This is a genomic window from Vibrio tasmaniensis, assembly GCF_024347635.1.
Taxonomy (GTDB): Bacteria; Pseudomonadota; Gammaproteobacteria; order Enterobacterales; family Vibrionaceae; genus Vibrio; species Vibrio tasmaniensis.
The window spans coordinates 868,141-881,278 of the sequence record NZ_AP025510.1; the positions used below are offsets into that span (position 1 = coordinate 868,141).

12 protein-coding genes are annotated in these 13,138 nt (G+C 44.8%); all 12 read left to right on the forward strand.

The annotated features are described in order from the left end of the window. The first annotated feature begins 13 nt into the window (after positions 1-13). The 12 genes from fliD (at position 14) to fliJ (ending at position 13,092) form a co-directional block, all read left to right on the forward strand. Entirely contained in the window at positions 14-2,020 is a 2,007-nt protein-coding gene (gene fliD, locus OCV44_RS04185) for a flagellar filament capping protein FliD (RefSeq protein ID WP_390903457.1), read from the forward strand. 3 nt (positions 2,021-2,023) lie between these two features. Continuing rightward, positions 2,024-2,329 (forward strand): flagellar protein FliT, encoded by a 306-nt coding sequence (locus OCV44_RS04190; protein WP_139685257.1) that lies wholly within the window; start codon positions 2,024-2,026, stop codon positions 2,327-2,329. 12 nt (positions 2,330-2,341) lie between these two features. Continuing rightward, positions 2,342-2,752: a flagellar export chaperone FliS gene (gene fliS, locus OCV44_RS04195; protein ID WP_086048951.1), complete on the forward strand. Its 411-nt coding sequence runs from the start codon at positions 2,342-2,344 to the stop codon at positions 2,750-2,752. A 226-nt stretch (positions 2,753-2,978) separates the two neighbouring features. Beyond that, positions 2,979-4,442 (forward strand): sigma-54 dependent transcriptional regulator, encoded by a 1,464-nt coding sequence (locus OCV44_RS04200; protein WP_139685256.1) that lies wholly within the window; start codon positions 2,979-2,981, stop codon positions 4,440-4,442. 204 nt (positions 4,443-4,646) lie between these two features. Next, complete coding sequence (locus OCV44_RS04205; protein WP_139685255.1) at positions 4,647-5,687, forward strand: sensor histidine kinase; 1,041 nt, start codon at positions 4,647-4,649, stop codon at positions 5,685-5,687. Positions 5,688-5,720: 33 nt separating this feature from the next. Beyond that, entirely contained in the window at positions 5,721-7,130 is a 1,410-nt protein-coding gene (locus tag OCV44_RS04210) for a sigma-54-dependent transcriptional regulator (RefSeq protein ID WP_086048954.1), read from the forward strand. Between the two features lie 132 nt (positions 7,131-7,262). Continuing rightward, positions 7,263-7,574: a flagellar hook-basal body complex protein FliE gene (gene fliE / locus OCV44_RS04215; RefSeq protein WP_009848554.1), complete on the forward strand. Its 312-nt coding sequence runs from the start codon at positions 7,263-7,265 to the stop codon at positions 7,572-7,574. Positions 7,575-7,589: 15 nt separating this feature from the next. Continuing rightward, on the forward strand, positions 7,590-9,332 hold the full coding sequence (fliF, locus tag OCV44_RS04220; RefSeq protein WP_139685254.1) for a flagellar basal-body MS-ring/collar protein FliF: 1,743 nt from the start codon (positions 7,590-7,592) through the stop codon (positions 9,330-9,332). Continuing rightward, positions 9,325-10,386, forward strand: a complete 1,062-nt coding sequence (gene fliG, locus OCV44_RS04225; RefSeq protein WP_139685253.1) for a flagellar motor switch protein FliG — start codon at positions 9,325-9,327, stop codon at positions 10,384-10,386. Before fliF ends, fliG begins: the two co-directional genes overlap by 8 nt. 126 nt (positions 10,387-10,512) lie before the next feature. Next, positions 10,513-11,313, forward strand: coding sequence for a flagellar assembly protein FliH (gene fliH, locus OCV44_RS04230; protein ID WP_086048956.1), 801 nt, complete (start codon positions 10,513-10,515; stop codon positions 11,311-11,313). Further along, on the forward strand, positions 11,313-12,632 hold the full coding sequence (gene fliI, locus OCV44_RS04235; RefSeq protein WP_139685252.1) for a flagellar protein export ATPase FliI: 1,320 nt from the start codon (positions 11,313-11,315) through the stop codon (positions 12,630-12,632). Before fliH ends, fliI begins: the two co-directional genes overlap by 1 nt. Before the next feature lie 22 nt (positions 12,633-12,654). Further along, complete coding sequence (gene fliJ / locus OCV44_RS04240) at positions 12,655-13,092, forward strand: flagellar export protein FliJ (RefSeq protein WP_139685251.1); 438 nt, start codon at positions 12,655-12,657, stop codon at positions 13,090-13,092. Positions 13,093-13,138 lie beyond the last annotated feature (46 nt).

The following is a 13,138-nucleotide window of genomic DNA, read 5'->3' on the forward strand; positions in this document are numbered from 1 at the left end:
GGATATCAATTCCATGGTCAGCAAAATTGTTGATTCGGAGCGTGTGCCTAAACAGCAACAAATCAACAATGAACGAACGCGAATCGATACCAGCATTAGTGCCTATGGAAGACTCAGAGAGTCCCTTGATTCGATGAAGAACCTGATGACAAGCTTTCGCCAGGACAAAGCTTTTGCTGTGCGAACAGTAGAAAGCTCTGATGAGGGGCTTGTTTCTGCAACCGCGACTACCGAAGCTATCGCTGGCAAATATGCCATCGATGTGTTGCAGCTTGCCCAGAGCCATAAAGTGGCTTCTGATGTACTATCAGAGGACATGAGATTTGGCCCTGGTAAGCTGCAGGTTTCGCTTGGTAAAGAGAGCTTCGAGACACAAGTTAGTGCTAACTCAAAACTGCGTGATGTTGTTAGAAGTATTAACAGTGCCGGAGATAATCCGGGTGTCCGAGCTTCTATCATTAATGATAAAGAAGGACCTCGATTAGTCCTCGCTTCAAATATGTCTGGTGAAGACAATCAAATAAAACTCCACGTTGACTCTGAAGATAACAACCCTCTAAAAAAATTAGAATATAAAACCCTATCAGAAAGGCTGAAAGCCTTAGAAGAGGCTCGCTCAGTAGCGCAAGGCGTCTTAGCTGATGCCCCTCCCAAATTGGATGCCGACGGTAACCCTATTCCTGACGGTTTCGCTGTTCCGTTGCGAGACGTTAACGGGAATACTGTATTTGATGTAAACGGTAATCCTATTTATGAAAGAAAAGCGGAATCGGTAGTTGAACCCGAAGATCCTTTCGCTGAATTTGATCGTGACAATTTAACTTATGGCCAAGCAGCTGCAATAGCTGGTCAGAAGGCGCTAGATGCTTCCGCTTTAGCAGCTTCAGGGATGCCAGAAGATACAATCCCTGGGTGGAACAATACCGCTTCAGGCACATTGCTCGATTCTTTTTTTAGGCCTGAACTTGAGCTTGACGAAAAAGCCATAGAGAAAGCAGCTGATATTCCAGGGTGGTCAAATACTGCCGCTGGTACGCTGACGGATTCTTATGTGACTCCCAAAGAAGCGCAGCAGAAACTCGATGCCGAGAAAGCCAGAATAGAAAGTAAATTGGTTGATGAACGTTCTGAGTTAGCGAAGAGAGTTGAAAAAGGTGAACTAACCCCCGAGCAAGCTAAGCAATTAGAGAGAGCGAGGCTATCTCCGGGAGAGCGAACACATTTAGACAAGGTTGATAAAGCTCAAGCTGACCTTGCGCTAGCTCAACAGTCTTTTGACCAATACAGCGGCATGACGGAAGTACAAGCCGGACAAAATTCTATGGTTGTTCTGGATGGCATTGCTCAGCTCTCTAGCAATAATAATGTGATTGAAGATGCCGTTGAAGGTATTGATATTACGGTTAAAGGCAAAACCCCTAAAGATAAGCCGCCAGCAGAGATTGGTGTTGAGTACGACCGCAATCGTGTTCGTGAAGATATTGAAGCGTTTGTTAACTCTTATAATCAGTTTTACCAAGTATCTAAAGACTTAGCGGGTGTCGATCCACTGACTGGTCAAAAAGGCCCTCTTTCTGGTGACAGTACGGTACGCAGTGCAGATTCTCGATTGAAAGGTGTGTTCTCATCAAGTATTGAAGACGCGCCTGACGATATTAAGTCTTTGACTGAGTTTGGCATCACCACAACAAGACAAGGCTCGCTAGAAATTAACTACGATATGCTTGACCGTCAACTCAACAATCACTTTGATAAGTTGGGTGAGTTCTTTGGTGGTAACAATGGCTTTGCTAAAAAAGTCGAAGATGCGATTCAAGGGATCACAGGTGTTACTGGCTCTATCCGTACCAGAGAAAAGAGCCTAGTTGAACAAAACTATCGATTGGTTGATGACCAAGTCGCACTCGATCGCCGTATGGATAGCCTACAGAATCGTACGCACTCTAAGTTCACTGCTATGCAAGATGCGACCAGCAAGATGCAATCTCAATTGGGCAGCATGATGAGTGCAATGGGCTAATAGATGAGCAAACTGCTTCAAGAGCTTTGTGAGCTCGATCAACTAATTATGTCTAAGCTCGAATTTAGTGAAATTAATGCTGAAGAAATAGCGCATCTTGTCGATAACAGAGAACAGTTATTGCAAAACGTGCTTCAATTAATCGATTCATGTCCCGACGTTAAGCAAAGCTCCGAGTGGTTTGAAGCCATTTCGAGAACAAGACAATTGGTCGAACTGATGCAGTCTGAGACTGGTCTAGTAGGTGAAAACTTACATAAATACCGACATGGCGCCAAATCAGTTCAACAATACAAAAAGTTTTTATAGAAGAGGTTTACTATGCGCGGTTCTTTACAGGCATATAAAAAGGTATCAGTGGATAGCCAGCTAACAGCTGCCTCACCGCATAAAATTGTTCAGATGCTAATGGCTGGTGCTATCGAGCGCTTGATTCAAGGTAAAGCGGCAATGCAAGCGGGCAACATCCCGGTGAAAGGTGAGCGACTGAGTAAAGCTCTAGATATCATTATTAGCCTGCGTAGTTGCCTATCAATGGCCGATGGTGGCGACATTGCGAAAAATCTAGATCAACTTTATGAGTTTATGATCACGCAAATTTCTGCTGCAAATCACAAAAATGATCCGCAGCCAATTGATGATGTTATCGATATTATCCGCGAAATTAAGAGCGCTTGGGACCAAATTCCGAATGAATATCACAATTTAACGTCTGCGGATGTAGGTATTTAAAGAAACATCCCAGTTTAAACCAATCGCATATCTCTGAATTGCTTGGTTGCCTTATTTTTATAATCAAATAAAATAGAAGCCATTAGATAGCCTAATGGCTTTTTTCGTTGCTGGTTTCCTAAGTTTGTCCACGTAGACCATAATCATTGATACTTTCTCTGTTTTATCTCTTACGTCGCTTACCATTTTCCGCATCGCACCAAAATAAAGGCAATAATTCCTACTTATGCAAGGTTTGGCAAAACTGCTTGTCGTCGATGATAACGCTCAAAATCGTCACAATTTAAGCACAATATTAGAGTTTGTAGGAGAGAGCTGCGAAGTAATCAGCTCTGAACAAGCACACACAGTCGACTGGTCTCTACAGTGGGCTGGTTGCATCATTGGTTCAATTAAAGCCAAAGGCTTCGCATTACTGAATGAAAAGCTTGTTCACGTTAATCACATCCCGTTACTGGTGATTGGCAAAAACGATTACCCGGTAGAGGAGCTCACTAACTTTGTTGGTGAACTTGAACTTCCTCTTAACTACCCGCAATTAAGTGATGCATTAAGGCACTGTAAAGAATTCTTGGGCCGCAAAGGGGTTCAAATTCTACCTTCGGCACGCAAGAACACATTGTTTCGTAGCCTCGTTGGGCAAAGTGTTAGCATCCAAGAAGTGCGTCACTTGATTGAACAGGTCTCGTCTACTGAAGCTAACGTACTGATTCTTGGCGAGTCAGGAACGGGCAAAGAAGTTGTAGCACGCAATGTTCACTATCATTCTAAACGTCGTTCTGGGCCTTTCGTACCCGTAAATTGTGGCGCGATCCCACCAGACTTGCTCGAAAGTGAATTGTTTGGTCATGAGAAGGGCGCGTTTACTGGTGCAATTACCGCACGTAAGGGCCGTTTTGAATTAGCTGAAGGTGGCACACTGTTTCTTGATGAAATTGGTGATATGCCAATGGCGATGCAAGTTAAATTGCTCCGTGTTTTACAAGAGCGCTGTTTTGAGCGTGTAGGTGGCAATAGCACTATTCAAGCTGATGTTCGAGTGATTGCTGCAACACACCGCAATCTTGAAAGCATGATTGAAGACGATTTATTCCGCGAAGATCTTTACTACCGCTTGAATGTCTTCCCAATTGAAATGCCATCGCTTCAAGACAGAAAAGAAGATGTTCCTCTATTGCTGCAGGAGCTGATGACCAGAATGGAAGCTGAAGGTGGCATGCCAATCTGTTTTACTCCTCGTGCAATCAATTCTTTAATGGAGCATTGCTGGCCGGGCAACGTTCGCGAATTAGCTAATTTGGTTGAGCGAATGGTTATTCTGTATCCAAATAGCTTGGTTGATGTGAATCATCTGCCAACTAAATATAGATACAGTGACATCCCTGAGTTCCAACCTGAGTTTAATAATTTTTCATCCGAGGAAGAGCAAGAGCGAGATGCTCTCTCTGACTTGTTCTCGGAAGACTTCAGTTTTGAGCAGCACGATGAGCTTGCTGACAATGCGAACGCACCTCAAGATTTACCCGCTGAAGGGGTTAATTTGAAAGAGCTGCTCGCTGATATGGAAGTGAATATGATCAATCAAGCGTTGGAGGCTCAGGGTGGTATTGTTGCTCGCGCTGCTGACATGCTTGGAATGCGCAGAACCACTCTGGTTGAAAAAATGCGTAAATATAACTTGCAGCGTTAGTGGCTATTTTTGACGAAAACAAAAACTAGCACACATTTTAGCATTTTAGCATTTTAGCATTTTAGCTTTTTGGCAACTTTAGCTAAACGAACAGATAAACCATAGTCGAGTTGTTGCTTGCTTAACTATGTGATAAATATAGCAAATAGCCTGACTTGTGTTGTACATGTCAGGCTGTTTTAGTATTTGAGGCAAATTTTTGACATGCACCTATCTAACGAACCAGAAAATCAATCACATTTAGATTCTGTTGAGCAACAGGTTGAGCGCTATAAGCAAGTGCTTGATGTGATGCCAGCAGGGGTCATCTTGTTAGATACAGATGGTGAGGTGAGAGAGGCCAATCCTGAAGCGCATCGTATTCTCGGAGTAGAATTGGTTGGTGAGAAGTGGTTTTCGGTAATACAAAATGCCTTTGAACCAAGAGACGATGATGGTCACGAGATCTCATTGAAAAATGGGCGAAAAGTACGTTTGGCCATTTCAGCCTCGACTACCGGGCAGCTTATTTTAATTACCGACCTAACGGAAACTCGTTTATTACAGTCTCGAGTGAGCGATCTTCAGCGTTTATCTTCACTCGGAAGAATGGTCGCTTCGCTTGCTCATCAGGTTCGTACGCCGCTTTCTAGTGCGATGCTGTATGCATCAAACCTTGCCGCGCCAAACTTGCCGCCGGCAACAAAAACGCGTTTCCAATCTAAGCTGATGGATAGACTGCATGATTTAGAGAAACAGGTGAATGACATGTTGTTGTTTGCCAAAGGTGGTGACAATAAGGTGGTTAAGCCATTTACCATCGCGGAATTAATCATCGAGTTTCATCCTATGGTTGAGGCAGCGTTAAAAAGCAACCAGATTGATTATTGTCAGGAAGTTGAAGATGAAGAGACTCAAATGTTTGGCAATGCCAATGCTATCGCTTCTGCTTTAAGTAATCTGGTTTTGAACGCGGTTCAAATTGCGGGTAAGAAATCGCAGATAGATGTGTTTTTTAGACCGGTAAACGGTGAACTTAAGATATCAGTACAAGACAGTGGCCCCGGTGTACCCAAAGAACTTCAAGGTAAAATTATGGAACCTTTCTTTACCACTCGTTCTCAAGGTACAGGTCTAGGTTTAGCTGTTGTACAAATGGTATGTCGAGCACATGACGGTCGGCTGGAATTGATATCAGAAGAAGGCGATGGTGCATGCTTTACCATGTGTCTACCGTTGGAAAGAAGTGCTTCTTCTGAAGACTAATAAGTTTTAACTGAATTTACACTGGAGAATCCTATGGCTCAAAGCAAAGTGTTAATCGTCGAAGATGATGAAGGTCTACGTGAAGCCCTTGTCGATACACTCGCGCTTGCCGGGTATGAATGGCTGGAAGCGGATTGTGCGGAAGATGCTCTGGTAAAATTGAAATCAAACTCCGTAGATATCGTTGTCTCTGATGTACAGATGGCAGGTATGGGCGGTTTAGCATTGCTAAGAAACATCAAGCAGCATTGGCCAAATCTTCCGGTGCTATTGATGACGGCCTATGCCAACATTGAAGATGCGGTCGCGGCAATGAAAGAAGGCGCTATCGATTACATGGCAAAGCCATTTGCGCCAGAAGTGCTGTTAAACATGGTAAGCCGTTACGCTCCCGTAAAGTCGGATGACAATGGCGATGCTATCGTTGCCGATGAGAAAAGTATCAAACTAATGATGCTGGCTGACAAAGTGGCTAAAACCGATGCCAACGTGATGGTGCTAGGGCCAAGTGGTTCTGGTAAAGAAGTCATGTCTCGCTATATTCATAACGCTTCGAGCCGTAAAGACGGTCCGTTTGTTGCGATTAACTGTGCCGCGATTCCAGACAATATGTTGGAAGCGACACTGTTTGGCTACGATAAAGGTGCGTTCACCGGTGCGATTCAAGCTTGCCCTGGCAAATTTGAGCAAGCTCAAGGCGGTACTATTTTGTTGGATGAGATCAGTGAAATGGATCTTAGCCTACAAGCGAAACTACTGCGTGTGTTGCAAGAGCGCGAAGTTGAACGTCTTGGCAGTCGTAAGAGCATCAAACTGGATGTCCGTGTTCTAGCAACCAGTAACCGCGACCTAAAACAGTATGTTTCTGAAGGGAATTTCCGTGAAGATTTATACTACCGACTGAATGTATTTCCAATTACTTGGCCAGCGCTGTGTGAACGTAAAGGCGATATTGAGCCGCTTGCGAAACATTTGGTGGAACGTCATTGCACCAAGCTAGGAATGCCAGTTCCTGTTCTGTCTGAGCAAGCCATTAGTAAACTCGTCAATTATCCGTGGCCGGGAAATGTACGTGAATTGGATAATGTCGTGCAGCGCGCTCTAATTTTGAGTGAGCAAGAAAATATTTCAGGCGAACATATTTTACTTGAAGGTGTTGATTGGCAAGACGCAACTGGCTTGCAGCAAATTGTTGAAGGCAGCAGTGTTGCAGCCCCAGAAATTAAGCCGATTGCTGAAGCGAATCCTATCGGTAAAGTTGCAGCAAGCAGTGAAGGGCTTGGAAATGAGCTTCGAGATCAAGAGTATGCAATTATTCTTGAAACATTGATTGCTTGTCATGGCCGACGTAAAGATATGGCTGAAAAGCTAGGTATTAGCCCTCGTACATTGCGCTATAAATTGGCGAAAATGCGTGATGCTGGAATAGACATTCCAAATTGAACATAAATTAGTAGTGTCAGCTTTCTGACTGGTGTATTACGATAGCTAGTCAAATTGATCCATGGCACGCTAATTGCTCTGTCAATAATAAAGCTAAATAGATAGTCATAATTTTGACTCCTGAGGTAGTAAATGAGAATAGATGGTTTACAAGGCGAAATGCAGGCAATGATGGTTGAAGCTGCCAGCACGCGTCCTGCCGCAACAGGGCAAGCGGTTGGTGCAGATTTTGGCAACATGCTGACTAATGCCATCAATAATGTGAACTCATTACAAAAGACCTCTGGTAATCTTCAAACTCGTTTTGACAGTGGCGATCAAAGCGTGTCTTTATCTGACGTGATGATTGCTCGTAATAAATCTAGCGTAGCTTTTGAAGCGACGATCCAAATTAGAAATAAATTGGTCGAATCGTACAAAGAGCTGATGAATATGCCGGTATAAGTTGGGTAGTAAATAGTGGCAGATAACAGTCAAACAACAGATTTAACCGTAAGCGATAGCAATGACCACGCACTTCTTGCAGGTTCTGAGCTAGACGGAGAAGGGCAAAATACCGATTTAGGTGAGCGCAGTTCATCTAAGTTCGATATGGCCGTCGGTGATCTCGATTTGCTTCGTCAAGTCGTCTTAGTTCTTTCTATCTCGATCTGTGTAGCGCTTATTGTAATGCTATTTTTCTGGGTGAAAGAGCCAGAAATGCGTCCATTAGGCGCTTACGAAACAGAAGAGTTGATCCCAGTTCTTGATTACTTGGATACGCAGAAAATTGAGTACTCTCTTGAAGGGAATACTATCTCGGTACCAGCGAGTGAATATAACTCATTAAAGCTAAATATGGTTCGAGCGGGTTTGAACCAAGAGCGAAACACCGGTGATGATATTCTCATGCAAGACATGGGTTTCGGAGTATCACAACGTTTAGAGAAAGAGCGTCTTAAACTAAGCCGTGAAAGACAGCTTGCTAAAGCTATTGAACAGATGAAGCAGGTACGTAAAGCTCAAGTTTTACTTGCCTTACCTAAGCAAAGTGTCTTTGTTCGTCACAATCAAGAAGCCTCTGCCTCAGTATTCCTGACACTTAAAACGGGGACGAACCTCAAGCAGCAAGAAGTTGATTCTGTTGTGGACATGGTGGCCAGTGCCGTCCCGGGGATGAAAACTTCACGAATTACAGTGACCGATCAGCATGGCCGACTTTTGAGCTCTGGCTCTCAAGACCCGATGTCAGCGGCACGCCGTAAAGAGCACGAGTTAGAGCGTAATCAAGAACAAGCGCTACGTGAAAAAATTGACTCTATTTTGATTCCGATTCTTGGGTTTGGTAACTACACGGCTCAGGTTGATATTCAACTCGACTTTAGTGCTGTGGAACAAACAAGAAAGCGTTTTGATCCGAATACTCCAGCAACCCGAAGTGAATACACATTAGAAGATTATAATAACGGCAACGTTGTGGCTGGTATTCCAGGGGCTTTGAGTAACCAGCCTCCTGCTGATGCTTCGATTCCTCAGGATGTGGCTCAGATGAAAGATGGTACGATGATGGGGCAAGGTTCGGTTCACAAAGAAGCGACCCGCAACTTTGAGCTGGACACGACCATTAGTCATGAGCGAAAACAGAGCGGCACGGTTAATCGTCAGACCGTATCTGTTGCAATCAAAGATCGTCAATCATTGAACCCTGATACGGGAGAAGTGGTTCACACCCCAATTCCAGCAAGCGAAATTAACGCGATACGTCAGGTATTGATTGGAACTGTGGGTTTTGATGAAAACCGCGGTGATTTACTCAATGTTTTAAGTATGCAATTTGCACCTCAAGTAACGGATATTGTTGCTGACGTACCAATTTGGGAGCACCAACACTTTAATGATTGGGTGCGTTGGTTTGCAAGTGCTTTGGTCATCATTGTGGTGGTAGTGGTACTTGTTCGCCCTGCAATGAAGAAATTGCTTAACCCAGCAGCTGACGATGATGATCAAATGTACGGCCCTGATGGTATGCCAATTGGTGCCGATGGCGAAACCAGCTTAATTGGTGGTGATATTGAAGGTGGTGAGTTGTTTGAATTTGGTTCAAGCATCGATCTACCAAACCTTCATAAAGATGAGGACGTACTGAAAGCAGTACGTGCACTTGTAGCGAATGAACCAGAGCTAGCAGCTCAAGTAGTTAAGAATTGGGTGGCAGATGGCTAACGAAATTGTTCCACAACAAGCAGAAGGTGGTGAAGGGCTTGATGTCGCAAGTGTTGATATCGAGTCTATCTCAGGCGAAGAGCGCGCTGCGATCTTGTTGCTAAGTTTAAGTGAAGAAGATGCTGCGGGTATCATTCGCCACCTAGAACCTAAACAGGTTCAACGTGTTGGTAGTGCAATGGCACGTTCAACGGATTGGTCTCAAGAAAAAGTAGGTGCTGTGCACCGTGCTTTCCTAGATGATATTCAGAAGTACACCAACATCGGCATGGGCAGCGAAGACTTTATGCGTAATGCGTTGGTAGCTGCGCTGGGCGAAGATAAGGCGAATAACCTTGTTGATCAAATCCTTCTGGGTACAGGCTCTAAAGGTTTGGATTCGCTTAAGTGGATGGATCCTCGTCAGGTGGCAAGCATCATTATCAACGAGCACCCACAGATTCAAACGATCGTATTGTCTTACTTGGAATCGGATCAGTCTGCAGAGATCTTATCTCAATTCCCTGAGCGTGTTCGTCTTGATTTGATGATGCGTATTGCTAACCTTGAAGAAGTTCAACCTTCAGCTCTCGCTGAATTGAATGAAATCATGGAGAAACAGTTTGCGGGTCAAGCGGGAGCTCAAGCTGCCAAAATTGGTGGCCTGAAAGCCGCTGCTGAGATCATGAACTACATGGACAATAATGTAGAAGGCATCTTGATGGGGCAAATTCGAGATCAAGACGAAGACATGGCAACCCAGATCCAGGATCTTATGTTTGTCTTTGAAAACCTTATCGAAGTTGATGACCAAGGTGTTCAACGACTGCTGCGTGATGTTCCACAAGACGTTCTACAGAAAGCACTTAAAGGTGCAGATGAAGGCCTACGTGAGAAGATCTTCAAGAACATGTCTACGCGTGCAGCTGATATGATGAGAGATGATATAGAGGCGATGCCGCCAGTTAAAGTCTCTGATGTAGAAGCGGCTCAGAAAGAGATCTTGGGTATTGCGAGGAAGATGGCAGACAGTGGCGAGATTATGCTGTCTGGTGGCGCCGACGAGTTCCTTTAATACAGAAACCTCAAGAGCCCCACATTGTTGGGGCTTTTCTTTATCCAACCTCAAACTACAGATTAACTACCGTGTAATTGCTTGAATCTACAACGCAGTTGGACGCACTCATAGATAGGTACTGATATGTCAGGTGATAGAAAACGCGGCTTCCTTCGCCCTGAAGAAGATAATACGGTTGCCCAGCCTCAGAAATGGGGGCTGCCTGACTATACCTCTGATGTGAATAAGCAAGCCAAAGAAACGGCTTTTAACTACGATCCTGGTTGGATGCCGACGGTTGAAGAAGCCATCGAAGATGAAGAACTGGTTCTAACTGAAGACCAAATCGAACTGATCAAGCAAGGGGCTTATCAAGAAGGGCTTCATCAAGGGCAAGAAGCTGGTTTTAAACAAGGGTACGACAAAGGCAAAGAAGAAGGGTTTGCTGCAGGCCACGAAGAAGGCAACCAAGCCGGAAAACTTGAAGGTGTGACTGCGGGTCAAGAGTACATTCAACAGCAAGTTGCCATCTTTATGGGACTCGCCAACCAATTCGCTCAACCATTAGAGTTGATGAATGCTCAGGTTGAGAAGCAATTGGTCGACATGGTACTGACCATGGTTAAAGAAGTGGTTCATGTTGAAGTACAAACCAACCCACAAATTATATTAGATACCGTGAAAGAATCGGTAGAGTCACTGCCAATCTCTGGTCACGCGATCACATTGAAGCTAAACCCTGAAGACGTTGCAATAATACGCTCAGCGTATGGTGAAACGGAATTGGACTGTCGTAATTGGACGTTGGTATCAGAGCCTGCGCTTAACCGTGGTGATGTCCAAATTGAAGCGGGTGAGTCGAGTGTTAACTACCGCATGGAAGAGCGCGTGAAGAACGTTATTCAAAGCTTCTGTGGTGTAAACCGTCATCAAGGTCATGAGTAATGCTTGAGTTAGCGAACCGTCTCAGTCAATACAAAGTCGAAGGGCTAAAGTCGCGACCAATTGCATCGGGCAAACTCGTTCGTGTTGTTGGTCTAACGCTTGAGGCGACCGGCTGTAAAGCACCTATCGGCAGCTTATGCTTGGTCGAAACTATGTCTGGTCAGATGGAGGCCGAAGTTGTTGGCTTCTCTGGCGATAACCTGTTTTTGATGCCGAGTGAACAAATTACTGGGATCTTACCAGGTGCTCGCGTGACACCGATGACATCAGAAAGCGGTATCCCTGTTGGAATGGAGTTACTTGGTCGTGTTATCGACGGTGTCGGTAATCCACTTGATGGGCTAGGTCCAATCTATACCGAGCAACGCGCTTCATTTAACGCCGAGCCAATCAACCCTTTAGCTCGTAAACCTATCTCAGAGCCACTTGACGTTGGCTTGAAAGCGATTAATGGCTTGTTAACGGTGGGCAAAGGGCAGCGTATCGGCTTGTTTGCGGGTTCCGGTGTGGGTAAGTCGGTTACGCTTGGGATGATGACTCGTGGTACAACCGCGCAAGTGGTTGTGGTGGGGTTGATTGGTGAGCGTGGACGCGAAGTGAAAGAATTTATTGAAGAGATCCTTGGCGAAGATGGTCGTAAGCGATCCGTTGTGGTCGCTGCTCCTGCGGATTCATCGCCATTAATGCGATTGAAAGGCTGTCAGACCGCACTGGCTGTAGCCGAGTACTTCCGCGACCAAGGTTTAGATGTACTACTACTGATGGACTCATTGACCCGTTTCGCTCAGGCGCAGCGTGAAATTGCTCTGTCTGTCGGTGAACCGCCAGCGACTAAAGGTTATCCGCCATCAGTATTCGCCAAGCTTCCTGCGCTGGTGGAACGAGCGGGTAACGGCAGCGACGAACAAGGTTCTATCACCGCTTTCTTTACCGTGTTAACCGAAGGTGATGACTTACAAGACCCTATTGCCGATGCATCGCGAGCGATTCTAGATGGTCACATTGTTTTATCTCGTGAGATGGCGGATGCTGGGCATTATCCTGCGATTGATGTTGAGAAATCAGTCAGTCGTGTTATGCCTCAAATCACCACTGAAGAACATGTCTTGATGTCGAAAGCGGTTCGCCAAGTGTTGTCTATTTGTCGTAAGAACCAAGATTTGGTATCTATTGGCGCCTATAAACCGGGGACAGACCCAGCTATTGATAGTGCCTTCACTTTGAAACCAAGATTGGACGAGTACTTACAACAGAAAATGAAAGAAACGGTTCCCTATGACATGTGCGTTAACATGTTAAAGCATGTATTAGGCGGTTAGGCCGTGTTGAATAAGGTCAATCATGGATAACGCGTTAGAATTTCTTCTCGATCAAGCGAAAGACCAAGAGAACCAAGCCGTATTGGCGCTGAATCAAGCGAATGTCGAGCTTCAGGGTTACTACGAACAGGTTGAACAGATCGAAAAATATCGACTTGATTACTGTCAGCAACTTGTTGACCGAGGTAAGGCCGGATTAACCGCTAGCCAATATGGTCACTTAAACCGTTTCTTAACTCAATTAGATGAAACGCTCTCTAAGCAGAGAGAAGCGGAACACCACTTTAAGAATCAGGTCGATAACTGCCAAAACTATTGGATGGAGTTACGAAAAAAGCGTAAATCCTACGAGTGGTTGATGGAGAAAAAGCAGAAAGAGAAAGCAAAGCTGCAAGACCAAAGAGAGCAAAAGCAAATGGATGAGTTCTCGACTCTGTTATATAGCCGAAAGAAAATGTGACCTTAAACCTCGAATGACGCGGGTGCTGTTATCCAGACGACCTAAT